Source organism: Haloferax sp. ATB1, from assembly GCF_000730175.1.
This window is the reverse complement of record NZ_JPES01000032.1, coordinates 20,688-46,796: the sequence shown is the minus strand read 5'-3', so window position 1 is coordinate 46,796 and position 26,109 is coordinate 20,688. Positions and strand designations below refer to the sequence as shown.

General features: G+C 63.3%; 29 protein-coding genes, 1 tRNA gene and 2 rRNA genes. 30 read left to right on the top strand and 2 right to left on the bottom strand.

The annotated features are described in order from the left end of the window. The 10 genes from ATB1_RS05310 to ATB1_RS05270 all read left to right on the top strand — a co-directional run. Positions 1–668 (top strand): 23S ribosomal RNA (locus tag ATB1_RS05310); the annotation flags it as partial. A 111-nt stretch (positions 669–779) separates the two neighbouring features. Continuing rightward, positions 780–901, top strand: a 5S ribosomal RNA gene (gene rrf, locus ATB1_RS05305). 176 nt (positions 902–1,077) lie between these two features. After that, positions 1,078–1,154, top strand: a tRNA-Cys gene (locus tag ATB1_RS05300). A 69-nt stretch (positions 1,155–1,223) separates the two neighbouring features. Then, positions 1,224–1,556, top strand: coding sequence for a hypothetical protein (locus ATB1_RS05295; RefSeq protein ID WP_042662578.1), 333 nt, complete (start codon positions 1,224–1,226; stop codon positions 1,554–1,556). Next, positions 1,553–5,317, top strand: a complete 3,765-nt coding sequence (locus ATB1_RS05290; RefSeq protein ID WP_052367761.1) for a transcriptional regulator — start codon at positions 1,553–1,555, stop codon at positions 5,315–5,317. The genes ATB1_RS05295 and ATB1_RS05290 overlap by 4 nt, the downstream gene beginning before the upstream one ends. An 84-nt stretch (positions 5,318–5,401) precedes the next feature. Further along, positions 5,402–5,665 (top strand): MarR family transcriptional regulator, encoded by a 264-nt coding sequence (locus ATB1_RS05285; RefSeq protein WP_042662577.1) that lies wholly within the window; start codon positions 5,402–5,404, stop codon positions 5,663–5,665. 137 nt (positions 5,666–5,802) lie between these two features. Then, positions 5,803–6,318, top strand: a complete 516-nt coding sequence (locus ATB1_RS05280) for a hypothetical protein (RefSeq protein ID WP_042662576.1) — start codon at positions 5,803–5,805, stop codon at positions 6,316–6,318. A gap of 8 nt (positions 6,319–6,326) precedes the next feature. Then, the gene (locus ATB1_RS21400) at positions 6,327–6,551 is read left to right on the top strand and encodes a hypothetical protein (protein WP_128081404.1); all 225 of its coding nucleotides are present in this window, start codon (positions 6,327–6,329) and stop codon (positions 6,549–6,551) included. A gap of 95 nt (positions 6,552–6,646) precedes the next feature. Continuing rightward, positions 6,647–7,330 carry a hypothetical protein gene (locus ATB1_RS05275; RefSeq protein ID WP_052367758.1) on the top strand — a complete coding sequence of 228 codons (684 nt, stop codon included), beginning with the start codon at positions 6,647–6,649 and terminating at the stop codon, positions 7,328–7,330. Further along, positions 7,314–8,675, top strand: a complete 1,362-nt coding sequence (locus ATB1_RS05270; RefSeq protein WP_052367756.1) for a terminase large subunit domain-containing protein — start codon at positions 7,314–7,316, stop codon at positions 8,673–8,675. Before ATB1_RS05275 ends, ATB1_RS05270 begins: the two co-directional genes overlap by 17 nt. A 54-nt stretch (positions 8,676–8,729) precedes the next feature. Here the strand turns inward: ATB1_RS05270 and ATB1_RS05265 are convergent, their stop codons facing one another. Further along, positions 8,730–9,734 (bottom strand): hypothetical protein, encoded by a 1,005-nt coding sequence (locus ATB1_RS05265; protein WP_128081403.1) that lies wholly within the window; start codon positions 9,732–9,734, stop codon positions 8,730–8,732. Between ATB1_RS05265 and ATB1_RS05260 the strand changes: the two genes are divergently transcribed. From ATB1_RS05260 to ATB1_RS21965, 15 genes are all read left to right on the top strand, one after another. Next, complete coding sequence (locus tag ATB1_RS05260) at positions 9,724–10,206, top strand: hypothetical protein (RefSeq protein WP_042662574.1); 483 nt, start codon at positions 9,724–9,726, stop codon at positions 10,204–10,206. The genes ATB1_RS05265 and ATB1_RS05260 overlap by 11 nt on opposite strands. Then, complete coding sequence (locus ATB1_RS05255) at positions 10,206–10,805, top strand: hypothetical protein (RefSeq protein WP_042662573.1); 600 nt, start codon at positions 10,206–10,208, stop codon at positions 10,803–10,805. Before ATB1_RS05260 ends, ATB1_RS05255 begins: the two co-directional genes overlap by 1 nt. Further along, entirely contained in the window at positions 10,735–11,061 is a 327-nt protein-coding gene (locus tag ATB1_RS20335) for a minor capsid protein (RefSeq protein WP_157837719.1), read from the top strand. Before ATB1_RS05255 ends, ATB1_RS20335 begins: the two co-directional genes overlap by 71 nt. A 10-nt stretch (positions 11,062–11,071) precedes the next feature. Further along, complete coding sequence (locus ATB1_RS05245; RefSeq protein ID WP_042662571.1) at positions 11,072–12,328, top strand: hypothetical protein; 1,257 nt, start codon at positions 11,072–11,074, stop codon at positions 12,326–12,328. Then, positions 12,329–12,715: a hypothetical protein gene (locus ATB1_RS05240; RefSeq protein WP_042662570.1), complete on the top strand. Its 387-nt coding sequence runs from the start codon at positions 12,329–12,331 to the stop codon at positions 12,713–12,715. Between the two features lie 11 nt (positions 12,716–12,726). After that, on the top strand, positions 12,727–13,638 hold the full coding sequence (locus ATB1_RS05235; protein ID WP_042662569.1) for a hypothetical protein: 912 nt from the start codon (positions 12,727–12,729) through the stop codon (positions 13,636–13,638). Further along, the gene (locus ATB1_RS05230; protein WP_042662568.1) at positions 13,601–13,978 is read left to right on the top strand and encodes a hypothetical protein; all 378 of its coding nucleotides are present in this window, start codon (positions 13,601–13,603) and stop codon (positions 13,976–13,978) included. Before ATB1_RS05235 ends, ATB1_RS05230 begins: the two co-directional genes overlap by 38 nt. Before the next feature lie 3 nt (positions 13,979–13,981). Next, positions 13,982–14,359, top strand: coding sequence for a hypothetical protein (locus ATB1_RS05225; protein ID WP_042662567.1), 378 nt, complete (start codon positions 13,982–13,984; stop codon positions 14,357–14,359). 2 nt (positions 14,360–14,361) lie between these two features. Further along, positions 14,362–14,760: a hypothetical protein gene (locus ATB1_RS05220; protein ID WP_042662566.1), complete on the top strand. Its 399-nt coding sequence runs from the start codon at positions 14,362–14,364 to the stop codon at positions 14,758–14,760. Continuing rightward, positions 14,757–15,149 (top strand): hypothetical protein, encoded by a 393-nt coding sequence (locus ATB1_RS05215; protein WP_042662565.1) that lies wholly within the window; start codon positions 14,757–14,759, stop codon positions 15,147–15,149. Before ATB1_RS05220 ends, ATB1_RS05215 begins: the two co-directional genes overlap by 4 nt. Beyond that, a complete protein-coding gene (locus ATB1_RS05210; RefSeq protein ID WP_042662564.1) occupies positions 15,139–15,603 on the top strand; it encodes a hypothetical protein in 465 nt (154 codons plus the stop codon). The genes ATB1_RS05215 and ATB1_RS05210 overlap by 11 nt, the downstream gene beginning before the upstream one ends. A 7-nt stretch (positions 15,604–15,610) precedes the next feature. Beyond that, positions 15,611–15,793 (top strand): hypothetical protein, encoded by a 183-nt coding sequence (locus ATB1_RS05205; protein WP_042662563.1) that lies wholly within the window; start codon positions 15,611–15,613, stop codon positions 15,791–15,793. A 2-nt stretch (positions 15,794–15,795) separates the two neighbouring features. Beyond that, on the top strand, positions 15,796–17,019 hold the full coding sequence (locus ATB1_RS05200; protein ID WP_042662562.1) for a hypothetical protein: 1,224 nt from the start codon (positions 15,796–15,798) through the stop codon (positions 17,017–17,019). Between the two features lie 2 nt (positions 17,020–17,021). Then, positions 17,022–17,531 (top strand): hypothetical protein, encoded by a 510-nt coding sequence (locus ATB1_RS05195; RefSeq protein ID WP_042662561.1) that lies wholly within the window; start codon positions 17,022–17,024, stop codon positions 17,529–17,531. A gap of 89 nt (positions 17,532–17,620) precedes the next feature. Beyond that, positions 17,621–17,773 (top strand): hypothetical protein, encoded by a 153-nt coding sequence (locus ATB1_RS21965; protein ID WP_157837718.1) that lies wholly within the window; start codon positions 17,621–17,623, stop codon positions 17,771–17,773. Here ATB1_RS21965 and ATB1_RS21395 read toward each other — a convergent pair. Next, the gene (locus ATB1_RS21395; protein WP_128081402.1) at positions 17,760–18,008 is read right to left on the bottom strand and encodes a hypothetical protein; all 249 of its coding nucleotides are present in this window, start codon (positions 18,006–18,008) and stop codon (positions 17,760–17,762) included. The two genes, ATB1_RS21965 and ATB1_RS21395, sit on opposite strands and share 14 nt — an antisense overlap. A gap of 39 nt (positions 18,009–18,047) precedes the next feature. Between ATB1_RS21395 and ATB1_RS05190 the strand changes: the two genes are divergently transcribed. The 5 genes from ATB1_RS05190 (at position 18,048) to ATB1_RS05170 (ending at position 26,085) form a co-directional block, all read left to right on the top strand. Next, positions 18,048–20,636: a phage tail tape measure protein gene (locus ATB1_RS05190; RefSeq protein WP_042662560.1), complete on the top strand. Its 2,589-nt coding sequence runs from the start codon at positions 18,048–18,050 to the stop codon at positions 20,634–20,636. After that, positions 20,633–21,091 carry a hypothetical protein gene (locus tag ATB1_RS05185; RefSeq protein WP_042662559.1) on the top strand — a complete coding sequence of 153 codons (459 nt, stop codon included), beginning with the start codon at positions 20,633–20,635 and terminating at the stop codon, positions 21,089–21,091. The genes ATB1_RS05190 and ATB1_RS05185 overlap by 4 nt, the downstream gene beginning before the upstream one ends. Further along, on the top strand, positions 21,091–24,864 hold the full coding sequence (locus ATB1_RS05180) for a fibronectin type III domain-containing protein (RefSeq protein ID WP_042662558.1): 3,774 nt from the start codon (positions 21,091–21,093) through the stop codon (positions 24,862–24,864). Before ATB1_RS05185 ends, ATB1_RS05180 begins: the two co-directional genes overlap by 1 nt. Positions 24,865–24,933: 69 nt before the next feature. Continuing rightward, the gene (locus ATB1_RS22310) at positions 24,934–25,518 is read left to right on the top strand and encodes a hypothetical protein (protein ID WP_052367755.1); all 585 of its coding nucleotides are present in this window, start codon (positions 24,934–24,936) and stop codon (positions 25,516–25,518) included. Further along, on the top strand, positions 25,519–26,085 hold the full coding sequence (locus ATB1_RS05170; protein WP_042662557.1) for a hypothetical protein: 567 nt from the start codon (positions 25,519–25,521) through the stop codon (positions 26,083–26,085). Positions 26,086–26,109 lie beyond the last annotated feature (24 nt).

The following is a 26,109-nucleotide window of genomic DNA, read 5'->3' as shown; positions in this document are numbered from 1 at the left end:
ACACCGGTAGCCGGGCAGTTTGACTGGGGCGGTACGCGCTCGAAAAGATATCGAGCGCGCCCAAAGATTTCCTCACGCGAGTCGGGAACTCGTGGAAGAGCGCAAGAGCAAACGGAAGTCTGACAGTGACATTCCCAACGAGTGTCGCTGACGCGAAAGCGTGGTCTAGCGAACCTACGAGGTTCATTCATGGGACCCGTAGATGACAGAAAGCTACCTTAGGGATAACAGAGTCGTCACCGGCAAGAGCACATATCGACCCGGTGGCTTGCTACCTCGATGTCGGTTCCCTCCATCCTGCCTGTGCAGAAGCAGGCAAGGGTGAGGTTGTTCGCCTATTAAAGGAGGTCGTGAGCTGGGTTTAGACCGTCGTGAGACAGGTCGGCTGCTATCTATTGGGGGTGTTAAGGAACTTGACGTGAACGTTCGTATAGTACGAGAGGAACTACGAATGGGTGCCACTGGTGTACCGGTTGTCCGAGAGGGCAGATGCCGGGCAGCTACGCACCACGGGGTAAGAGCTGAACGCATCTAAGCTCGAAACCCACACGGAAAAGAAGTTCCACTGAGGACACTCGTAGAAGACGAGTTCGATAGACTCGGGGTGTACGCAACGAGGCAACGAGTTGTTAAGCCCGCGAGCACTAACAGTCCAAGCCACATTCATACGCACTGAGACCCGAGAACGGGTCCAGGCGCAAACTGGATTGCACGAACACATTGGTAAGACGGCCCGACCGATATTGGTATGGCAACGGTTCGATTCCGTTGGTCGGCATTAAGGCGGCCAGAGCGGTGAGGTTCCACCCGTACCCATCCCGAACACGGCAGTTAAGCTCACCTGCGTTCTGGTCAGTACTGGAGTGAGCGATCCTCTGGGAAATCCAGTTCGCCGCCCCTACTCATACAGAGCCCACTGGACTTCGGTCCAGTGGGCTTTTTTCATTTACAGCGAGCGGTAATCGCTCGCTCGCACTGCACAGACAGCGACCGCTCTCTCGGTCGAGACACCGAAAACGCCCGACTCAGGTCGCACACCGTCAGGCTTAAGCACAAGACAGGGATACCAGTAACTGCGCCAAGGTGGCAGAGTTCGGCCCAACGCATCCGCCTGCAGAGCGGAACCCCCGCCGGTTCAAATCCGGCCCTTGGCTTCCTACCGCTGGTTCACAATCCAAGATAAAAGCGACTGCTGTCGCGCGTGACCAGCGAGGTGTTTCGGCGTGAGCGCCGACACCGGCACTCGCGCGGCAGACTTCGACCACAAGGCCGCCTGTTTCACCTTCGACGCCCTCGAGAAGGTCATCGTCCAGGCGGTCGCAGCGGGCGAATTCGAAGTCGCTGCTGACTACGTCGACACGCTGTTCTTCCTCGCAGACCAACTTGACGAGTTCCACGACGAGTACCGCAGCGAGTCCGCGCGCCTCGCTGACCGCGACGCAGAGATCTCACACGAAGAGGCCAGCCTCCAAGAAGCGATTATCAAGGTCCACCGCTGGAGCGTCCAGCGCGACCACCCGGTCGCTGAGTGGTTCCAGGGAGGTGAGTCGGCGTGACGTCCTCGTTCGACTGGGAGAGTCTCCTCTGGGAGACGAGAGGGTTCCTCGGCCTCGAGGACGATGAGGCCGTCCCTCGTGGCGAACTCGTCCAGCAGGCGGTCGCGAACGGTTACCAAGAGCGGGAGACTCGGCAGGCCCTTCGCGACACGGATGCGCTTGAGCTCGCCGGCGACCTCGACGACCCGCGCGTTCGACTGGCAGATGCCGCTACAGACGCCGAGAGGCATCACTCGGCAGCCGATAAACCGGATGCCGCTTTAGATACTACTGACGACACGCCCTCCGACGACGTCGCCGAGCCCCAAGACACGACAACCACATCGTCGACGTGGGCCGACGCCGACTTCAGCGCGCCCGAGACCGGGGTGTTTCCCCCGGAACTCCTCGGGCGCGAGCAGTGGATGGGTCACGTTGAGAAGAAGCCCTTCGCACCGTGGGCTGACCGTGACGCCCCTGCACCGTGCTCGCGCGACAACCACGACGCGGAGACGACCGCGGAGTGTGACTGCGACGCCCGATGGAAGTGGGGCTTCACCGAGAACTACGTCGACGGCGAAACCATCGCGATGGCTGAGGTCGACGAGCGCCTTGATGGCCGCGCGTTCCTGCAGCAACCCGACGATCCCTACGTCTACGTCGACGGCGACGACGTTCGCGACGAGGAGACCGGGGAGATCCACCCGGCCTTCGCCGCGATCCTTGAACACCTCGGCCTCACCTACGCCGACATTTCACAGTCTGGCGCCGGGGCCCATGCCATCTACCGTGGGGACCTTCCGGACGGCGTAAAGCAGGCCGCATGGCAGCTCGACGACGAGCCTTGGGGTTCGAACGAGGATCTCCCATCGATAGAAATCTACCCCGGAAAGCGCGTCTGCGTGATGACGGGAGAGCACGTTCCCGGCACCCCGACTGAGGTCCGGAACTGGAACGGCGATGTCCTTGACGCGCTTCTGGAAGCGAACGACCAAACCACATCTGGCGGTCGGAAGAGCGTCTCGACCGCTCGCGATGACTACGACCTGGACAACTACGAGCCCGCGGCGACGACGGCAAACGAGACGACAGACGACATTCGTGATATCTTCGCAGCGCTTGACCGACTCGACGCGCGCCGGGTCGCTGACCGGACGATAGTCTTCAGTTGGAATGACGAAGCGTCGACAAGTCAGGGGAAGCGTGCTTTCGCTCCCACTTGGGGGAAGAACTCCAGCGGGACCGCTAACATCGTCGACGAGCGAATCTGGCAAGACACCGGCGACGAGGGAGGTTACGGTGGGCCTGTCATCATGGCGCTCATCGACGCCGGTGAGCTCTCCCACCGAAACGTCTCTCCTAGCGACGCCCGCGGAGAAATGTGGTTCAAAGGCATCGACCATCTGCGGGACCTCGGCTTCGACATCCCGAAGCTGGAGCGTTCATCAGGATCGTCTGACCGCGACGAGGACCTCCCCCCGCTGCTCGAGGACGCCATCGAGAGTGACGAGGACATCGACGCATCGCCGGAGTCAGCCCTTCCGCTGGCCCAGCTCGACGCGCTGTCGCCAGACGAGCGCCGGCGCGCAGCGAAGAAGCGTGGTCTCCGTTGGCCGTCGACGCGCGAAGCTCGCGACAAACTCTTCGCGAAGATCACCGAAGCGATGCGACACGAAGACGAGACAGTCATCGACGCGCCGACGTCGCTCGGGAAGAGCTACACCGTTGTCACCGAAGCGTGGGATTCCGAGCAGTACAAGAGCGTTACTGGAGGACGACCGGTTGTCCACCTCTCGGCGACGCGTGACGCGCGTGACGAGGCGATCGAGGCCGCTGACGAAGCTGGCATCAACTACTTCGCGCTTCTGAGCCGGCACGAAGCCTGCCCCGTGGCTGCCGGTGACCATGACCCCGAGCACGTCCAAGGCACCGACCGTCAGGCTGTCACGATCAACGGCGTGCCCGCTTCTGAGTGGCTCACTCGGATGTGCGAGGGGCGTGGAATCGCGTTCTCCGCGGCTCACCGTCACTTAGAGACGCACAACGACCAGAATTGCAAGCTTCCGTGCTGCCACGGGTCACCAACGACCTACGACGAGGAAGACGGTGAGTTTGAGGAAGGTGAAGCGTCGAAGTGCCCCGCGATCAAGCAGTGGGAGGACCTCCGGAACAAGGACGCCGAGGACCTCGCGGTGATCATCGCGACGCACAACTTCGCTCACGTTCCCGGGCTTCGCACGGGGAACAACGTCGTCATCGACGAGGAGCCCGACTTCACCGCCGACCTTTCGAAAGACCGGATTGCACGTGCGATCACGGCCTACCTCAAGGAAATCGACGCTCCGGTGAAGACATGGGAGTCGTTCGTCCAGCTCTCTCTCCACGAGGGGTGGGAAGGTGACGCTGCTCGCGAGCGCAACGCGCTTCGGGACCAACTTAATCGCGAGCCTGACCGCGAGTGGTACTTCGAAACTGACGGCGCTCACACGTTGGCTCCCGCGCTTGCCCGTGCGATCTTCCACGCGGAGGACCGTGGGAATGGTCGTCGCGTCGGGAAGACCCCGCACGAGCCTCCACGTCTCGATGCGCAGGTCTCCGATGACGACGGATGGAATCGCGAATGGGTGTCTGTCGTCCTCGACGAGGATAACGAAGTCCGAACAGTTCGAACGGCGCCGGACCTCTCACAGGCACGGTCGGTCATCGGTCTCGACGCGCACCCTGCCCGCCCGGTCTGGTCGGTTAACACCGTCCCTCACATCAACACGACCCCCGTTCTTGAGCCCGAAGAGCGCCAACTGTGGCGCCGGTTCGAACGCGGCCTTCGTGTCGTCCAGGTCGGAGATGCGACCCGCCCCCTTGCGAGCGGCGAGTACTTCAACGAGCGGCAGGTCGAGACCGTCGTCGAACATCTCCACGAGGAGTACGGCCACTACTTCCGGACTGCAATCACGACCGGCGCCGTCGAGCAACAGTTGAAACAGATCATGGCCGACACCGGCGTCCAGACCCCCGATACGATGCACTACGGTGAGGAGAAGAGCCGCAACGACTTCGCCCACGAGCGCATCGGGCTTATCGAAGGCTGCATCGACCCCGGTGACGACTTTGTGGTCGATCTTCTGGCCGAGCTCGACCTCGACGCGGCCCCGAAGATGGTCGACGTCGACGGCGAAGAGCAGCGAGCCCACGGTCGTGAGTTCGTCGGCGATGATGCTGATGTCGCTGGTGAAATCCTCGCATCGGTGCGGGAGAACCACACCGCACAGGCAGCTGGGCGCTACGCTCGGAACCCCGAAGACCCCGATAGCCACGCGACCGTGTTCGTACGAACCGACGCTGTTCCCACAGGGTTCGCTGACATCCAAGTCCCTGGTGTCGAGTGGTGCTTTACCGAGAAACAACGCGCTATCGTCGAACAGCTTCGGGAGTCCCCAACGACGACGTCGGCCCGAGAGCTCGCAGACGCAGTCGGCGTTTCGAAAGAGCATGTCCGAAAGACGCTGGGCCGCCTCGCCGACGGTGGGTCTGTCGATGCTTTCGACCGAGCAGGGCCGCACGGGGCTACTTTGTATGGGGATTCTGGACTCCCAGCGTCTGGAACTGTCGATTTCGGTGACAGTCAGACCGCCAACAACCCCGTATTGGACACCTATACGTGGGCGTTGGCGATATCCGACCCAGACTTCGTCGCAAACGCGGAAACGGATGAGGCTGCCACGGATGACACGGCTGACCCGGTCACTTGGGACTGGAAATCCGGGTCAACACACGGGGGATGACCCTCCGCTCACCGACGATCACCCGCTGTCGATTAGCCGAGGCTACGTCATGACTGACTATCGAATCGAGGGGGTAGGTGCAAAGTGACTCTCGCCGTCGACGACGCGGTCCGGCCTATCCTCGAGGACGAACCGGCGAACATCGTTGCCGTCTGGCTCGTTCTTCAAGAGGCTGACGAGCCCATGACGACCAACGAGGTCGCTGAAGCGTCGACGTTTTCGACGACTGCCGCCCGACGGGCCCTTCGTCGACTCCTCGATCACGGGCTTGTCACACGACGCCCCGACCCGAAAGATGGACGTCGCCCCATTCACGAGCCGAAAGTTCCGCCCACAGACGCACGGTAAGCGTAGGCTTATCATCTCACGCGACTGTCTGTTTTTCAGACTAGTACCGATTCTACTCAACGGCGTCGTACCCCACTTCGGGGAATGACCGGCGTCGGCCAGTAGCGACAGCAACTCCCAACCTCGCAGCTCGTCTTATGTCACTCACGCAGAACACACAGAGTGCCGACCGTCCCGTCCGTCCTGATCGTGCGTTCGAACGCTACGTCTGGCAGCAGCCGGGCGTCTGCAACACGTGCTTCCACCGGATCAAGCGCGACCACCGGCGGATTGCTAACGGAGTCGCCGGCCACGACGTCCACGTCCACGACCAGTTCGGCGAAGTGACCGTCCGCGATGAAACCGGCCGTGTGACTGGGACCGAACCCGTCGGCGAACACGGCGTCAACCGGACGTATGAAGCCCGAACGGTCTGTGACTATTGTGGCTCCATCGCCGGCCGGGCGCCGGACGAGACTCGATCCCGTCTTCAGATGGTCCGACGCGCCGCCGCTATCGCGGACCGTCTCGAGGAGGACGGCATTCGTGTTTCTCGAAAGGCAATGCGCCGCACGATCTGGTCGCTGAAGAGCGACGAACGGATCCAGGGCAAAGATCGGGAAATCTTCGAGCGGGCGGTGAAGCTCGCCGTCAAGCACGCCGGGCGGCACTAACTGGGCTGATGAGTACTTCTCCCGACGTCGTCGTCGAGACGCCTCGTGGGCACAGGCGTGCAGCGCACGTCGTGTCCGCGAAGCTGATCGCTTCACTCACGGGTGTCGACGAACGGCTCACCGTCGAGCTCGTGGGGGCGGGCGTCGAACTCACCGTGCTTGCAAGTGACTGCGAGCAGTTCGAAGAGCGCCGTCACGCTCGACACCACCGACCGACTTCTAGTGCAACCTGACAGACCAACGTCGACGTCGGCGTCGCCGACATCTCCGCTCACGGACCGTATTTAAAGTATAAACCACCCCGAACGCTGCAGAACGAATTCAACCGATGAGCAAGCGCGAACAACGAGTCACACGCGCCCTGAAGTGGCACTATCTTGACAACGACGACGTCGAGGCCATCCAGCGCCGCTTCGAAGAGACCGGCCACGGCTCGTTTGCAAAGTCGACCATCCGCAAGTACCTCAACGAGGAGCCCTCGGACGAGGTCATCCGGATGATCGAAGAAGAGCACGCGAACGCCCGTCTCCAAATCGCTGAGCGCGAAGAGCGCATGTGGCAGCGGGCTCGCGAAGCCGAAGACGAGGCAACTGAAGACGTCCCGATCAAGCGTGTCGTTCCGCAGACCAAGTACTGCTCGGGCGACCAGGGCGTCTTCCGGATGCCAGCGTGGGAGTTCGTCGACCCCGGTGACGACGACTGGCCAGAGTGGGCCGAGGAGGGCGACGTCATCATCCGGTTCATCGCGGCCGAGCGGACGGTCGAACCCGGCGACGAATACCCGCTACAGGCGTTCGATGGGTCACCGAAGTTCACGACTGAGTTTGTCGGTCTCAAACGCGACGAACCCGACTTCGATGGCGAGCGTGCGGCACGGATGGAGCAGTCCCAGCACCTCCAGGCGAAGGGCAACGCGCTCGGCGTCTACAAGGACCGCGTCGAGCTCTCGGGGTCGGATGGTAAGCCAATCGAGGTGACAGTCAGCCGTGAACGCTATGAGCCAGACGAGTGAGTCAATCCAAATCGGCGGGGAATACTGGAGCGCCCAACTCGAAACGTTCGACGCGCTCGAATCCGGCGACTACGACCTCGTTGTCTTCCGCGCAGGCTACGGTGGCGGGAAGACACTCCTTGGGAGCGACTTCGTCCTCGGCGAGGCGATGCAGATTCCGAACGGCCACTCGCTCGTCCTCGCACCGGACAAAACCAAAGGTGGCCCGGCGACGTACAAAGGCTTCTTCGACCGACTCCCCGGCGAGAACACAGTTCCGAACGACGCCGACGGCGACCCCGAGAACTCGCCAATCGTCGCTGGCTACCACGGGACCAAGCACCGCCTGACGCTCATCAACGGTCACATCATCCAACTGGGCGGGGCGGACATCTGGAGCCGATTCGCTGGGACCGAGTTCAATATCATCTGGTGTGACGAGGTCGCTCACTACGGCACGACTGACCTCTACGATCTCCACGAGATGTTGGTCACCCGGCAACGGACCGAACAAGGGCCGAACGTCACGCTCTGGACCTCGACGGGCAACGGCTTCAACCAGTTCTACGACATCACCGAGCGACAGATCGAGCCGGATGGGCAAGGCGGCGAACAACCGCTCCCATGGGCCGACCGCATGAAAGTTGTCGTCGGCGACACCCGCGACAACCCATTTCACAACGAACTTGAAAAGATGCGGGCTCAGTTCGAGGGGACTGAACGCGAGAAGCAAGCGCTCGAAGGTGGCTTTTCGTCTGCGAACGGGCTTGTTTACCCGTCGTTTTCCCGGGAGACTCATATCCGCCCACGGGATGAACTTGAACTCCGGGACACGCGACTCTACGGCTACGATTACGGGTTCAAAGACCCACGCGTCCTGCTTGAAATCGGGAAGACAACTGCCGGCCAGTACGCTGTCCTCGACGAGTACTACGTCTCGAAGCAACCAGTCGAAAAACTGGCCGGAACGTGGAACGGTCGCACGCTCGTTCGTGAAGGTTGGATTCAAGAACAGGACAAGACCCCTGGGCGCGTGTTCTGTGACCACGACCCCGAGCACATCGAGAAGTTCGCACGTGCTGGGTTCGAGTCTGAGGCGGCACAGAAGGACCTCGCCGAGGGTATCAACGAAGTTCAAAGCGTCCTCGAAACCGACGATGGGCGCCCCGGGCTCGTCATCATCGAGGACTGCGTCAACCTGATTCAGGAATTCCAATCCTACAAGGAGGAAGACGTCGGGACCGCGCGAGCCCAGGACCACGCACTCGACGCACTTCGCTACGCCATCATGGGCGATCGATACATCGAGACGAAGTCCACGCGTCGACGTGGTGGCAGCGCACCATCCAAAGGGAGCATCAGATAATTCATGAGTACCAACTCACTCACCGGTAGACTTCGCGGCGGCGTTGAGGCACTATCAACCCGGCTCTCCCAACAGGTAGAGTCCGTCACGCGCAACTCTCGAATCTTCATCGAGAACAGCGACGTCGACGACCTCAATCCCCCGGACGACATCGACGAGTACCACGACCTCTACCGCGAGGTCGGCATCATCCGGGCGAACATCAACCAGTTCGTCCGCGACGTGACGAAACCGGGCGTCCGGATCGAGGCCGACGACGAGACCACCCAGGCGTACTTCATGGGTGGCGAGGGCGCTCCGGACTTTGCGCCGACGGGCGGCTTCATCGACAACTGCGCGGTCATCGGCGGTGAGAAGCACAAGCCGTTCTACCCCTTCCTCGGCGTCACAATCGCCCAACGCTGGACCCGTGGCACGAACCTCATCGAGCTCCTCAAACAGGATGGGTCTGAGGAGGAGCCCGACGGCCCCATCACGGGATTCAAGCACATCCCGCCAGAGACGGTGTCGGCCCGGACCTACGCCAACACGAACATTCTCCTCGACCCCGACGACACCAAGATTGCCGGCGAGGTCACCAAGCGCGGCGAGGCAGCGGCGTACGTCCAGTTTGACGACAACTCTATCGTCGGGCGTCGGATCGGTGGGTTCGATAAAGACGAGATCGCGTTCTCGCAAAACGACATCCTCAAGCAGGTCCTCAACCCCGACATCGGGGGTGACGACGCGACCGAAGACGGCGTCTTCGGCACGTCCATCATCGAGTCCTGTGCGACGGACGCAGAGGAGTACCAAGAGATCAAGCGTGACCGGGCGCGAGCGGTCAAGACCAAGGCGTACGGCGTGTGGGACGCCCAGTTCAACACCGAGGTTACTGAGACGCCGGATGAGGTCATCCTGACCGAGTGGTCTGACGACGACCAAGACGACTGGCTGGATGGCGTCGAAGGTCTTGGGCCGGGTGACATCATCGGCCACGACGGCTCGATCGAACTGAACCAGTGGGAGCCGAGCGTCCCTGACCTTGACGACACGCTCAAGCACTACCGTGTCGGACATCCTCGCCCCGCTCCCAGCGCCGAAGTACGCGACGGCGTTCGGCGAGTCCATCGCGAATCACGTTTCCGACCGACAGGAGAATTCCTACCAGGACACGATCGAGGAAGAGCGCAAGTACCAATCCCGCTCGTGGACCCAAGCGTTCCGTGCGGTCGCCGAGCGCCATCCGGAGCTCGACCCCTCCGGCGTCAAGGTCCTCATCGAACCCGAAGAGGAAGCGTCGCCGGTCATGTCGCTCGACGACGACGACATCGAACGGTTGGAGCGATTCGCGAACGCCTTCGACAAGATCCGGGGCGACCAGCCGACCGACATGTTCGCCGACCCGGCGGTCCTCCTGCAGATGGTGCTGCAGCTCCCAGAGGAAGCGCTCCCGAGCGACCTCGACGCCGACGTCGACGAGTCGGACCCAGAGGTCCAAGCGATGGCAGAGCAGCTGACCGGGACATCCCCTCCAGGGGGTGACGACTGATGAGCGCGAGCGCGGCTGCAGACACGTCCACGACCCCGACCCCAACGGCGGCTCATGAGCGGTATGTCGAAAAGGCCCAAGAGCGCGAAGAGCCGTCTCGAACGCGGACGATTCGGGCGAACTACGCTCAACGTCTTCGGGGGCGGTGGGCGGCCATCATGGCGGCGCTCCGGCAGGGGATCGTCGACCTCGACGCGTTCGGGCTCCAGACCGAGGCGCTTGTCGAGCCGCCGCGGAACTTCGATTTCGAGACGGAGGCCCAGCAGGTGCAGGCGTTCAACCGGTGGCTCCAGCAGCAGACCGACCGCGAGATTCTCCAACAGTACGGCGACGACAACCAGTTCGTCAAGCAGGCGTACGAGCGCGGCGTCGGCGCGGCACAAACTGAGCTTCGGACGCTCAAGCTCGGGACGTCTGGTGAGGTAACGCGCCGCTCTGCAGCTCCCCGTCCACCGCGAGCAACTGCAGGCGCTCTACACGCGAAACTACGGTGCCCTGCAGGGGATGACGGACGCCACCGCAAACCAGATGCGGCGGGTCCTGACCGAGGGGCTTGCAAGCAGCCACGGGCCGAAGCGGATCGCCCGCGACCTCGCTGACCGCGTCGACCACGTCGGCAAGTACCGGTCGAACCTCATCGCCCGAACGGAGGTGATGCACTCGCACAACCGAGCTCGGGCCACTGAGTGGAAGCGGTCGGGCATCAAGCAGGTCGACATCATGCTGGCCCCTGGTGCGTGCTCGGAGTGCCGGGCGCTCGCAGCTGGCGGGCCGTATTCGATCGACGAGGCTCCAGGGCTTCTCCCGTTGCACCCACAGTGCAAGTGCAGCCTCTCGATTCATACTGGGAGGTAATTCGATTCCTATGACTGTTCACGAACTGTTCAACAGCGGTATCGCAGCCCTCGCCCACGACCCCGAGGACGCTCTGCGCGTCCATGGTGTCGTCCTCGGTGAGGGTGATGTCACGAATGGCCTCTCGGGTAAGCAGACCCGCTGGCCCGCTGACATCCTCGAATCGATGGTCGACTTGCTTGAGGGCAAGCCGATCACGATGGCCGACTCGCTCGATCCGGAGCAACACGTCGGCGTCGAGAAGACCGACGACGGTGCTCGAGCAACCGGCGCGGTCACGATGGAGGAGAAGGTCGGCGAGATCACCGCCGCAGCGTACGAACCCGGCGTCGGACTCCTCTTCGAGGGCTTCGTCTCCGACTGGGACGCCGAAGACGTGGTCGAGCGCGGGCTGGCGCAAGTGTCGCCGGTCATCGTTCGCGAGCTCGACCTCGTCGAGGGCGAGGCTGGCGAGGACGATGCGCTGTACGAGCCGACTGCGGTCTCGGCCGTGCGCGACCTCGCGATCGTCGCCGATGGTGCCGCACCATCGAACGACATCGCGCCCGGCCCGTCGGCGGACATGACGGCGACGGCCGCGGCGCTCACCTCGAACTTCGATGTTCGGGTGGAGGCGCTGGCGGACGGTGGTCTGGAGGTGACGAACACCGGGGGCGATGACGGCCAGGACGGCGGTAACGGCCAGAGCACCCCGGCCCGCGGATGGAGAGCATCCATGACAGAAGACAATCTCACTGACAAAGAGCGCGAGCTGCTCGCAGTCGCGGCGCAGGCTGACGACCCCGTCGTCGCCGAAGCCTCCGAACTGGAGCGACTCGACGTGCTCGACGACAACGAGGAACTGATCGAGACCGCGGCGGAACTCGACGACCCGAAAGTCGAATCCGCTGACGAACTCGAAGCGATGCGACGTCGGCTCGAAACGGTTGAGTCGATGTTCGACGAGGCGCTCACCGAACAGCGCGGACTCCGCGAAACGACGGTCGAAGCCATGAGCTTCGAGGCAAAAGCATCGGAATTCGAGACCGACGACGGCGACCTCGACGTCGAGGCGCTGACGCAGAACCCCGAATCGGGGAGTTCGTCCTCTTCTGGAGGTGGCAGCGGCGGACCGAGCGAGGAAGACCGCGAGCGCATCCAGCAGATCAGCGAGAAGCTCGACACCGTCGGAAACATGCTCCCCGACTCGCGTGTCGAAGCCCTGCAGGACGAAGCCGCCACGCTCGCCGGAACCGACGACTACGACGGCGCTCTGGAGGTGCTCTAAATGGGTACCAATCCGGGGCAAGGAGGCGGTGACAGCACGACGACCATCGGCTACAGCGACGCAAGCGACTCGACGTCCCCAGGCGACGCGGTCGGCATCACCGGCGGCGAGGTCGAGCCCGGGACGGACACCGAGAACCTGCTTGGTGTCCGGGCCCGTGGCCGCGCGACGGAGAACTCTGGGGTCGCCCCAATCCACGTCGGCGGCCCGTGTGTCGCCGCGGTCGAAGGCTCGGTCGCCGCTGGCGACGACCTCGACCTCGGAGCGACTGGCGCTGCGGGCGAACTCGAAACAACGGCCGGGGGGCCTGCCCACGCCCTTTCGGACGAGAACGGCACGTGGCAGGGACAGACTGCTCCCGCCGGCTACGCGTGGGTCCTTCTCTGAGGTGATCTGATATGGCACAAACTGCAGCCGACATCATCGACGACGCCGACGTTCGCGCGATCGTCGAGAAGATTCGCAACAAGAAGTACCAGAGTCGTACCGCGTTCCGCGACTACGACGCGACCAACAACGACAGCAACTCGGTCGAGTTCCCGATTTCCGACGGTGACTTCGACGGCGATGTCGCTGAAATCCCGCCGGGGAGCGAGTACCCCCGTGCGACGAAGGACTACGACAAGGTCCAGGTCGCCCACACGAAGTACGGGCTGGAAGTCGTGATTCCCGACGAAGACGTCGAGGACAACGTCATCGACATCACGATGGATCAGGAAGAGGACCTGATCCGCGCCGAGGAGACGCGCGTCGACGGCATCGCGTACAGTATCCTGTCGAACAACACCAACAGCGCCGGCGCGATCGACGCGAACAGCAACTCCAACGGCGTCATCGAGTACGAGGACATCACTCTCGCCCGACAGCTCGCGTTCAACGACGAACTGGACATGGCCGAGCTGCGCTTGCTCACCGGTGGGCAGAACATGAACGACCTGCTGAACATGGACAAGTTCACCCAGGCCTCCGATCTCGGTGATCAGGTCCTCCAGCAGGGTATCCTCCCCGGCGGGAACCTTGTCGGCCAACAGGCGTTCCTCGGCGTCGTCGGCGACATCCCCGTCTACCTCGACAACACGGGCAACTACGCCGACGGCGAGGCCTACCTCGTCGACCCGACGAACTTCGGCTGGGAGTCGACCCGGTCGCGCCCTCGACGTCTCGAGCTACTACGACGAGTCCATCGAGAGTACTGTCTGGCAGATCGACGAGCGTGTCGGCTTCGCCGCGACCCAACCGAGCGCGAACATCGCGATCGACACGTAACCGCCCATGCCTTACCTCAAACACAGCAGCGGCGGGCCGGTTGAACTCCGGAACTCGCAGATCCTCGGCAAGGACTCCCCGCTGGAGTTCGACGAGGACGGCTATGCGTTCGTCGACGACCCGATGGTCGCGAGTAAGCTGCTCGCGATGCACCGGCACATCGAGCGTGGGGGCGACGGCCCCGAAGACGCGGACACCGACGCCGCGTCGGGCGACCCAGAGGCGTTCGACGCCGAGGCGTTCGTCGACCGGACGCCCATGTCCGACGTGATCGACGACATCGAGTCCGGCGAGTTCGACGACCACCTCGGCGCCATCGAAGTCGCGGAATCGGACGGTCGAGACCGCGACGGCGTCCACAGCGCAATCGACGCGCGGGAGTAACCCATGCCAACGGCCACTCCCGACGACGTTCGCGCGGTGCTCGGGCTGGCCGCGCCGACCGATGACCCGCTTGCGCTTTCGGATGCTGACATCTCGGCGAAGCTCGACGACGCTGAGTGGGAAAACAACCGTGCGAACGACACCGACGACTGGACAGACGCACACAAGAAGCAGCTCGAGAAGTACCTCGCGGCGCTCAAAATCCGGTCGACGGTTGACCGCGCCATCGAAGAGGGGTCTCAAGAGAGTGGATCTGTCGTCTTCGAGGGCTCGTCGCTGTCCGAGCTCCGGAAAGAGGTCGCGAAGCGCGACCCCAGCGGAACGCTCGCGACCAGCGTGATCCGCGATTCCTCCCGGTCGATCAACACGACGGGTGAGTGACCATGCCGAACGCTGGCGTCACCATCATCGGCCTGAATCGCCTCCGGCACCGTTTCGACGACCTTCGCGAGACCTGGGGCGGGACTCACAGCTGGGTCGTCGGGTCCAGCGGCGTCGAGTACGCCGTCTATCTCGAAACGGGGACCAAAGACATGCCCGCGTATCCGTGGTTCCGACCGGCGGTTATCCACGTCATGCGAGCCCAAGCTGACGACATCGCAGACAGCGTCGACAGCATCGACGAACTGGTCGAAGAGCTCGCGAAGGCGATGATGAACCAGATGAAGAAGAACGTCAACGCCGGCGAGGCTGAAGACCGAAGTCCCGGAACGGACGACGAGCACCCGAAAGTGCAACTCGGAAACCTCCGGGCAAGCATCACCGCGAGGCGCATCCGATGACGTTCGAGAACCAGACATCGCGAGCGTTCCGGCGGCTCGGGAAAACCCTCGGTCGCCAGCTCACCGTGACGGTCACCGTCCCCGGCGAGGACGACCTCGGTCGCCCAGATGGAACGCAGACTGTCGAGTCGGAGACGACCTACCAAGGACGTCTCGAAACGTCGACGCAGTCCAACTGGATGCAAGACAACGGCGGGGGCGACGTGGAGATGGACGTTGAAATCTGGCTCCCCGACGACGTCGACGTCATCCCACGGGACAGCACCGGCAGCAAGAACATGACCATCACCGACGAGCGGACGGGGAAAACCTTCGTCCCACTCGACTACCACGACGAATCGAATTCGTGGGTGCGAATCGAGGCCGTGGAGGGCGCCAATGCCGAATGAAAACCCTCTGGATAGCATCGTGAAGCTCCTGCGTCGAGAGTTCGAATCGGCCGCCGTCTCTGTCCCGTTCACCCCAGACGACGATATCGCCCCGACCGACGACAGCGGGGCGAACCAACCACCGTACGTGTCGGTCTCGAATAAGTCCGAGAGCGTCGTCTCCGGTGGCGAGACGAACGCGACGGGCATGGCCGCTGACGGCTCGGGTGCCGTTCAGGTCATGCTCGGAACGTGCCTCATCGAGTGCAACGGCGGCCATCGCGAGACCGCAGGCGTCGCCCAAACCGTCGCCCACGAACTCGCTCAGGAGACGGGGCGCGTGCTTCGAGAGGCGACGACTGACGGCGAGCTCCGAATCTTCGAGCCGACGGGCCCGCAAGCGGTCCGAAAGACCGGCCGCGAGCCGCCGGAGCACGCCGAGCAGTTGTTCGCGACCTACGAGTACGAGGCCTGAACCTGAGATGTACATTCAGAACGACAACACCGCGACGCGGTCGCTCAAATGCTCGTGGATGGATGAGCCGGTCTCGTTCACCGAGGACGGGACGGGCCGCTGCCCACGCGACATCGGCGAGCGACTCGTCGACGAGTTCGACAGCATCCACGTTCACCCGACCAAACGAGAGAGCAGCTCTACTGAGTAACTATGACAGAACCAGACGAGGGAGGGATTCGTCTCCAACGGGGCGAGTTCGTCCGCGAGACCACTCGCGGCGAGGCCCCTTCCGATCCGAGTTTCGAGGCGTACAGCGATACGATCATGATGTATCCCGGCTGGGAGCCGGAAGCGAACATCGAAGCCCAGCGCGGCGTCGGCACGTACCGGCCCGAGGACTTCTTCGCCGGCCCCGAAGACCACTCCGGCATCACCATCGCCTACCACCTGCAGCGTGCGCTCGTCGACGGCAACGGCGACCCCGTCGACGCCATCACTGACGGCATCCAGCGCGATGCGGACAACCGACTGAAGAACACCCACACGTTCGTCGGGCGCGAAGAACACAACGCCGGTGGTGCCGCTGGCGGTGGGAAACGCATCTTCTACGTCGGCCACGGTGGGCTCGTCGCAAGCGGAGAGATACCGTTCGCGACGGACACCGCGCTCCCGATCGAGAACTCGCTGACGTACGACTTCGAGCGCTTCATGGTCTACGTCGTCGACCAGCCGTCGGGAAGCACGACCCTCGACGTCGAATCGACCGATCCCAGCGACACCTCGCAAACGCTCACCATCGAAGACGAGGGCGCTGGAACGACCGAAGATGTCGCCCTCAACGGGACGACGACCGAGACGACCACCGAATCCTTCCCCGGCATCGACGCACTCTCGCTCGACGCTGAAACGACCGGTGACGTCATCGTCAAAGACGGGAGTGGCAACGAGCTCGCCCGACTCGCTGGCTCCGACTCGTACGACCAGGGCGAAGGCGACCTCGGGATTCCAGCGCTCGGCGGCGGCTCGCACGCCGGCAGCGTCGGGACGCCCTTCGAGCACTTCATCGACGACTCGATCGAAGCGACGACGGGCTCGCTCGGCGGGACGAACGCCCGCATCGTCTCGTCGTCCTTCTCGTTCGACAACAACGTCGACGCCGACACCGTCGGTGGGCGCTTCCGCTCGCTTTATGAAAACGAGCAAACACTATCGCTGGACGCGGAGGTCTTCGGTCCCGAATCCAACGCGAGAGAGATCGAGGCCTACCTCCAGAACAAAGGTATCGACGTGCGGTGGACGGCCGACTCGTTCACGATGGACCTCACCGGAGGCACCCGAACAAGCTCTGGAGAGGCGAACAAAGAAGCGAACCAGGGGCGGGCGACCATCTCGCCGCAGTTCGAGTTCGCTGACATCAGTCTCGCGAGTGTGTGATCATGACTGAAGACATGCCCACGACGAACGACGGCGACGACCTCGAGCTGGCCGACCCGAACGACTGGTTCGTGCGGCGCAAGGACGGCGACAGCCGCCCCGAGCCCGTGAAGCAACGCATCCCAGGGACCGACAAGGCGATTCTCGTTCGCCCACCCTTGAATGGCCACCTGGAAAAATGGGACACCAGCCTCACCAGCGACGACCCCGACCCGGAGGACCTCGCAGAGATGTTCAACGTCTGTCTCCCACAGCTGGACTTCGAGGTCACGCCGGAGATGATCGAAGGCGACCTCGACGGCCACGAAGGCATGATCGGCTACGGTGTGATGCCGCTACGGGAGGCCATCAAGCACGCCGCGGGTTTTCGGGCCTTCCTCGGGTATCGGGAGAGCCAGGCCGAGCAAGTACGGGTGGCTCGCGGGATGGTCGAGTCGCTGGGGCTCGACGAGGAGGCCGAGAACGACAACTCGGACGATACGAAACCGCCGCTCTCCGAGAGTACATCCTGACGACCGAAGGGCCATGGGACTACGTCGGCGAGAACTCCTATCGAAACCTGACGCCACAAGAGGAGCGTCGCTGGTTCGAAGGCCGACGCGTGTTCCACGAACTGAAAAACGACCGGTCGACGTCGTCGACGCCAGAGTCGCCGTCGTCGAAGCCGACGTACGAACGCGAGCGAGAAGAACGGCGGATGCAGGCGATGCGAGAGTTAGAAGCGCAGGTTGACGACGACGTCACTCAGATTTGACCTGCTCTGTTGCAGGGACGATTTCCTTTGCGCGGTTTCTCTTTTTATTTCCAAAATAGACGAGAATGAGCCCGACTGGGCTCAGTAAAACCGAAAAGATGCACATGCTTCCAAGGATAATCATTGCACTTCCAGTTCTACTTTCAGACTTTCCAGGGTTATACCCACAGTTGGGACACACCGTCGCTTCAGCTGAAATTTCACTTCGGCACTTCTCGCAAACGTAGTCTGTCATAGTATCGGATAAGATACAAATTGTAATAAAATCTCACCCATGGTTTTCACAGGATCAGACACCGTCGAACAGCTCCGCGTCGAGATCGTCGGCGACGGCGACGGCCTCGAGACCGAGCTCGCATCGGTCGAAGGGTCGCTCATGTCGATGACGAGCGCCGCAGGCATCGCAGGTGGTGCCATTGCCGCCATGTCAGCGGTAATGGCCGGGCAGGCTGTCGATGCGGCCCGGCAGTGGGAGACTGCCCTCACTGACGTCGAAAAGGTCACGAGTGAAGCTACCGCGGACGAGCTCCGCGATAGCCTCCTTGCCCTCGGAAGTGACCTTGCTATCCCAACGAGACGTCTCGCCCAAATTGCCGAAATCGCGGGGCGTTTGGGAGTGACTGGGACGGACAACATCGAGGCCTTCACCGAGACCATCGGCAAGATGGCTGCGGCAACCGACCTTTCGGCGGAACAGGCCGCGAACGACATCGCCCGGCTGGCGAACGCGCTCTCGGTTCCCATCGAGGAGGCCGAGAACATGGGCTCGGCTATCAACGAGATTTCAAACAACGTCGCGGCGTCGTCGTCAGAAATCGTCTCTGCGATGTCACGCGCTGCCCCGGCAGCTGGAACACTCGGCGTCAAGTTCGCCGAGCTCGTCGCGATCAGCGGGACGCTCGTGGCCTCCGGTATGCAGGTGGAGCGCAGCGGGACTCGGACGAACGAGATGTTCAACCGGCTCGCAGAGAACGTTCCAGAGGTTGCGGGGGCCATCGGGATGACAGCCGAAGAGTTCCAGAGGCTCATCGAAGAAGACCCAACGGAAGCGCTCTTCCGCTATCTGGATCACCTGCAATCTATCGAGGGCTCGACCGCTCGCGTCACCGAAGCGACTGAGATATTCGGTCGGTCGGGTGGGAAGGCGGTCCTCACGCTGGCGCAGAACTTCGACTCGCTGGAGCAGTCGGTGCGGCAGTCAGAAAGCGCCTACCGCGACGCGACGTCTGTTCAGTCAGAATACGCGGCTCAGGCCGATACGCTCGATTCGCAGATCACCGAACTGCAGAACTCGGTGTTCGAATTCGGAACGACAACGGGTGAGCAGATGCTCCCGGCAGTCACGGACGCAGTCAGCGGGCTCGGCGACCTCGTCGACGCGGCCAACGATGCGAACAACGCGACCGATGGGCTGCTCGGGACGGTCGCGCTGACTGGAGGCATCTTTGGAGGAACTGCAGCCCCGATTGCTGCTTTCGTTTCCGGCCCGATTGGTTGGCTCATCGCTGGGGCCGGTGCGGCGTCGATTGCTTATCAGACGAACTTCGCGGACATCCAGACGACGGTTGACTCCTCGCTTGCTCGGGTGACGGACCTCACGCAGTCGCATCTGAGTGAGATGAACGAGATCACCGAGCGCGAGCTCGCGAAGAACAACTCCATCTGGGCGGAGGCGATGGAGAAAGGCGAGGGCATCGTCGACGTCGGCGTCCAGTCTATCTCCGGGCTGTTCATCACGGAACTTGACGCGATGCTGAGCGCGAACCGCTTCTCGCTGAGCGTGCTCACCGGCGATTGGGACCGGGCACTCGACACCGTCCAGGGCTTCACCGTCCGGGCGTTCGTCGGGCTGCTGGATTACATATCGTCGGTCGGCGGGGAGATTGGCGACGAGTTCGCGACGGGCATCCTCGACGGCGTCAACCAGTCGATCGAGGGCGTCGAAGCGTTCGTCCAACAGTATCGCGATGTGCTCAACATCATCTCGACGGCGACGGGGGTCAACGTCCAGATCTCGGAGGACTTCGAGATGGAGAAGCTGGCGCTGCCCGGCGAGGGCGGTGACTCGTTCTCGGTCCCGCGGTACGCACCTGAGACGGCGGCTCCGGGTGCCACGGGTGGGTCGTCGAACCCCACGGCTTCGGGTGCAACCCAACCGACTGCGGATCAGTACGCCGGATTCGTTGGCGGGACGGGGAGTCAGTCGGCCGGAATGCCGATGGCGGAGTTCACGCCGGCGATCGAGCAAGCGCTGACGCGGAATCGAGACACACTCCAGGAGCTCAAGGAACTCACCGAGGAGCGCAAGTCGATCAAGGAGGAGCTCAAAGAGACGCCGCCTTGGGAGGACTCTTGGGACGACCTGAAGGCCCGCCTCGAGGAGACCAACGAGCGGCGCCAGGAGCTCCAAGACCGACTCGACAGCCAAGGCATCGGTGTCTCGGGCTACGTGTCCGACCCGAGCAAGATCGAGAACACGTCGATGCAGATGACGCCAGAACTCTTCAGAGCACTCGCGAACCAGCAGGGCGGTGTCACGGCGTCCAAGGCGGGGCTCTCTGAAGCGGAGTTCGCTCGCGTCTCGAACATGGTGCTTGGTTCTGGGTTCGCTGGGGCGTCGTCAGGGAGCGTCAGCGCGACGTCGATGGGCGGGGCGACGCCGGCGGTCGCGTCGTCGATGCAGAAGCACGTCAGTTCGTTCGGCGACCACGTCACGGCGTTCGCCCGCGCTGTCGAGAACCTCCAGGCGACCGAGTGGCGCGTGACGGCGTCGGATGAGTTCGTTGTCCAGCAGCATGAGGTGGCTCGTGATGAGGTCCAAAACATCACGAGTCGGTACCGCCGGGGGGTCGGCCCATCATGACGTGGACGATTGGGACTGAACAGGGGAGCATCGCTGCGGATGTCCTGGTCGGCGAGACGATCTACACGCCGCGGGTGGCCGAGGAGATCAACCCGACGTTCCGCTTTGTCCCCAACGAGTCGTTCCCAACGCCGGAGACGCGTTTCGAGGCGCTGGCGCCGTACGTCCGCGAGACGGCGGACACGTTCGTTCGAGCGGGGCGGGCCCAAGGCGGGGCCTTCTTCCGAGAGGACACCGCCAACCTCGCGGACGTCGACTCGTTTTTGGTGTCGATTGAGGCACCGCTTCGGTACGATTTCGCGAGTGTCTGGGGCGTGATCGTCGGCGGTCGCGACGCCTCGAATCGGACTCGGACAGCGCTCCGCTGGGAGCTCGACATCGTCGTCCTCGCACCGCTGGAGGACTACGACAGCCGAGCGGATGTGAAGGCCGCACTTGAGGATGTGGTGCTCTGATGCCGACAGTATCGCACACGTTTGACAAGAACTCGGGGGCGCGGACGCAACTCACGACCGCCATCGAACTGGCTCGTGACTATCCGTCGTCGGACTCTCGGACGGTCTCGGTCGAATGGGGACGGACGGCGGCCAGCAACGCTGAGGTCTGCATCGACTACGCCGAGATTGACCAGCAAACAATCTCGGCCAGCAACGAGTGTACCATCTCGCAGGATGCCGGGACCTACGGGTCGGTTTCATACGACCCTGTCAACGACGACCTCACGCCGCTGCTCGAACTGGGAGCGGGCAACATCAGCGAGGAGTCCAACGGGACGACGCTCTATGGGCGCTTCGTCGACTCGAAGGTCGGGACGCTGTGGACCGGCTATATCGACACCGACAACGGCACCGCCTCAACCACGTACGACTACCGGCAGCACTACCCGTTCTTCAGCTCTGGCTCGTGGGACTCAGCGACGCACAGCTGGTCCGAGCCGGTTCTCTACGACTCGCTGGATATCTCGACGTCGAACGATGCAAACGGCACGATCGACATCACCGTCTCGAACGAGGCTGGCGATAGCGTCACGTTCTCGGACGTGTCGACTGGGTCGTACGACCTGTCGGGACTGGCGTTGAGCGGGAGCGTGTCCATCGACGTGTCCATCTCGACGACCGACACGTCGACAACGCCGCGGCTCGACAGCGTCTCGGTTACTGGTGAGCCGTTCCCCGCTCCGACCAACCTCGTCCCGACTGCGGCCAGCACGACGTCGATGGACTTGTCGTGGACGCGCCAGGACAGCCTCGCACGTGGGTCGTGGGAGATTTACCGCTCGACCGATGGGTCGCTCGGCTCGTTGGTCGCGACGATTGCGGACGAGACGGTCACGTCGTACACGGACTCGGGTCTCACCGAGTCAACGCGATACTACTACACCGTCCGGCGCGTCGTCGACGGCGAATCTCAGTCGACCGACCAAGTGTCGGAAGCGACAGTCGTCCCGTCGCCGACGAACATCACGGGGTCGCTCGGAACTCGTGAGATACCGGTCGGGTGGGACGATAACGCCACAAATGAAGACGGGTACCGTGTCCGGTGGAGCGATGACGGTGGGGCGACGTGGTCGTCTTCTGGCGACCTCGCGGCCAACGAGACCGGATACACAATCACCGGGCTGCTCGATGGGACCAGATACGATATCGAAATCGTCGCGTTCGGCGACGGCCGCGAGTCCGATCCACTAACTGGGTTCGCTACCACGCCGTCGGCGGCGGTCACGGACTTCGCTGCGGACGCGTCTGTCGAGGACGAATTCACCCTCACGTGGGACGACACGGCCAACGCAGGCATTTGGCACATCCAGCATCGCGTGACCGCTTCGGGTGACCCGTGGACGGATGACGGCACGGTCTCACACGATGTCACGCCGACGATCACAATCACGAATCTGTTAGATGGCGAGGAGTATGACATCAGAATCCGACACGAGACGCCTGACCGCGAGGGGTCGTGGACGACCATCAGCCCGGTCACGCTACTCCCCGCGCCAGGAAAACCCTCGATTGCGGACACCCGCCCAACGGCGTTCGACATCACGTACGCGGATACGATGGACAACGAGGACGCCGTCGACGTCGAGCTCGCGACCGGGACGACCCCGCTCGAAGACGGCCCGATGGGGTCGTTCGAGGTCGTCAAGACGCTCGCTCCGAACGACACGGACGCGACCGTCGACGGGCTCGACCAGAACACGCGGCACAAAGTCCGCGTGGTCGCGAAGACCGAGCACTCGACGGCAACCTCAGAGGCGACCGCGGTCACGACCGACTTCGAGGTTCCGTCGGAAGGCTGGTTCGCGACGTTCACCGACGACCAGGGCGAGATTGCACGCCTCGATGGATCTCGGATCGAGGGCTGGCCGATGATCCAGCCCGAATCATCGGCCGTCGGTGAGTGGCGCATCGATATTCGCCCTGACAGACGACTCCGGGAGTGGGAGCTCACTGAAACACGGATCTACCTTGGCGGGGACGTGGTCTTCCGCGGGCCGTTCCACACGTACCGGCTGAACGGCGGCGATGACGGTGTCTCCGACCGCCTCGTCGGCTTCGACGTGGTCGACAAGCTCCGTCACGGAGGCGTCGTCTACGACGTCTCCTCGGAGCGCGGCGGCGTCGCGTGGGCGGACTTCATCAACACCCACACGCCGTTCACCGCGAACGTGACGACGCCGACCGAGACGATCGTCGACGAAGACTTCCTCGCCCAAGACTCACCCGCCGACCTGTCGTTCGCGGACTTGTTCGGCGACCCCTCGAACACCGACCCCTGGAAGCGTGTCGGGAGCGGGTCGTCGGCGACGATCGTGCCGCTGCAGCGCTCATTCCTCATGGAAGGCGAGAGCGCGACCGGTTCCTATGGGACGTTCTTCTCGTCGGACTTCTCTGGCGGGGAGGCGGCGAACCTCGATACCGCGGGGCAGGCTGCCGAGTGGCCGTTTGAGCTCGACTACGACATCCCCGACGGTGAGTTCGGGCTCTTCCTCCGAATTCAGGGGACGAACGGTTCATCGCAGATCAAGTGGTCGCTCGACGGCACAGAACTCGCCAACCTCTCGATATCGACGAACGGGAGTGTGGAGTTTTACGGACTCCACACCTCTGGTGCGTGGGTCGACCCCGGCCAAGTCGACGCGGGGAGCCACACGCTCCGTGCTGAGGTGTCGTCAGAATTCTCGGAGAACTTCAACATCGACGCGGTCGACCCTGTCGACCTCCGGGCGAACCACACACTTCCGAACACACTCACGAACGGCCGCCTCGACGCCCCCGTCGACTACCCTGGCGTCACGATCCCCGGTTCGGCGTTCGACACGACGTTCAACATCGCCGCCGCGACACTCGACGTCACCGTCGACGATCCATCCGGCGCAGCCAGCCTGCAGGTCAGGAATGACGGGACCAACTGGTATCCGACAAACGGGTCCGAGACGGACACGTCGAGCGTGGCGGTCGACTTCGCAGCTCAAGACTCGCTCGGGTCGATCATCGAGGGGCGCATCACACTCGATGGCCACGGCGAGCGCGATGACGCCATCCCGCGGACGGGCTACCAGCCGAGTGAACTGTCGGACTGGGAGCTCCGGATCGACACGAATTCGATCCGCGTCATCGACGACGAAACGTTCGTCGGCAGCCCGTTCGAGATTGCCGACGCGATAGCCGAGGACTCCGGGCTCGTGTTCGTCCCTGACTACGCCGAGTCCGAGCTCGTGCTCAACGCCTTCGCGCCCGGCGAGGTCGTGAAGGACGTCGACTGGACCGTCGTCGGCCAGCCGGAGCCGGTCGACACTGATGAGGGCTTTGCGAACTCCGTGACCGTGTTCGGCCCTGAAGACGAGAACGGCGACCGGCCCGAGGTTGAGGCGGTGTCGCAGACGTCCGTCGACGACCGCGGGAAGATCGAAGCGGAAGCTGAGTTTCGACCGGATGCGAAGTCGAACGCCGAGCTCGAAAGCATCGCGCGGACCGAGCTCGCGAAGGCGCTCGCGAAGAGCACCGTCACGGGGCAGCTCGGAATCGAGGCGCAGATTCTGCAGCCAGGCTACGCGTACAAAGTCGACGCGTTCGAGGCCATCGACGACGAGACCGACCCGGCGTACGTCCTCCACGACGCCCGCTTCGAGTGGGGGACGATGAACCTCGACTTCGAGGGGAAGGACTCGCTTGCCCGAGCGCTCCGCGGGATCGAGACGATTGCCCGGACGACCAAACGCGCACTCTGAGCGGCGGCGTGATGACCCATCGGGGCGAGCGCCTTCCCAACCACCCACACCACCATTTCCAGTTATCCCATGCTCGAATCGAATCCACCCCGAGTCGCATCGCTCCTCGCGCTCGTCGCGACCGTCGCACTCCTCGCGTGGGCCGCCCGGCGAGGCGCGCTCTCAGACCCTCGCGTCGAGCGCGTCCTCGGTCGGACGTGGCCCGACCTCTGGTACGTCCGCCGCGACCTGCTTCCCCGGCTCGAACGCCGGCTTCCGTTCATCAAGTTCGAACTCCCGTTGCACGACGCCGAGATTGCAGGGGTGATCGACGACCCACCGTCTGTGGTTCGCGACCGGCTCCGGAGTCGGGAGAAGATCTTCCCGAACAACTGCGCCGCCCTGAAACGCTGGCATGGACGTCGTGAATGCGGGAGTTACGCCCATCGACCCTCGGGGTTGTTCGGACGCTGGCAGACCCATATCCGGTTGTTCCCCGGTCCCGACGGCGGGACTGTCGTCGCCGCACACGGGGAGCGCTCGCCGCTGGCCGGCCTCGACGAGAGCTGGCTCGCAGCGCTCCGGGGCGCGTGGCGTCACTACACCGGCGACGGTTGGTCGGCTCGAGACGGCGTGATGAAGGCCCGACGACTGCTCGACATGGAGGGCCCGTAGATGACCGATCCATTTGCACAGAAGCCAGCGACGGCAGACTACGTGCTCCGGGAGGGCGACTCAGCGCCCACACTCGACGCCACACTCAAGGACTTGGATGGGGGCGTGGTCGACCTCACCAACGCCGACGAGGTCCGGCTCTTTGTGAAACGGAAGGCGGACGACAACACCGTCCTCAACGACACGGTGTCGGTCACCGACGCCGCTGCTGGTGAGGTGAGCTACTCGTTTTCCGGCGGGTTTTCGACCACCGGCGCGGGGATGCACCTGCTCTACTTCCGGGTGGCGTACTCGGACGGAACTGACGCGACGTATCCACGTGGATCGGCGCTGTCGCTGTTCGTCCCCGAGCGCTTCTCTGGAGACATCGGGACCCTCTCGCTCGACGTCGTCGTCGATTCGATCGGCGTGCGGGAGACGCTCGACATGGAGGGCAACCCCATCTCGAATCAAGGCGTCACGTCGGTCGCCGATGCGACCGCACTCGCCGACGGCCAACCCGGATTTTATCGGCTCCAGGATACGGGTGACGTCATCTACTTCGACGGCGACGCCTCGACGAACTGAGCAACCGGTCCCGATGACCTCACC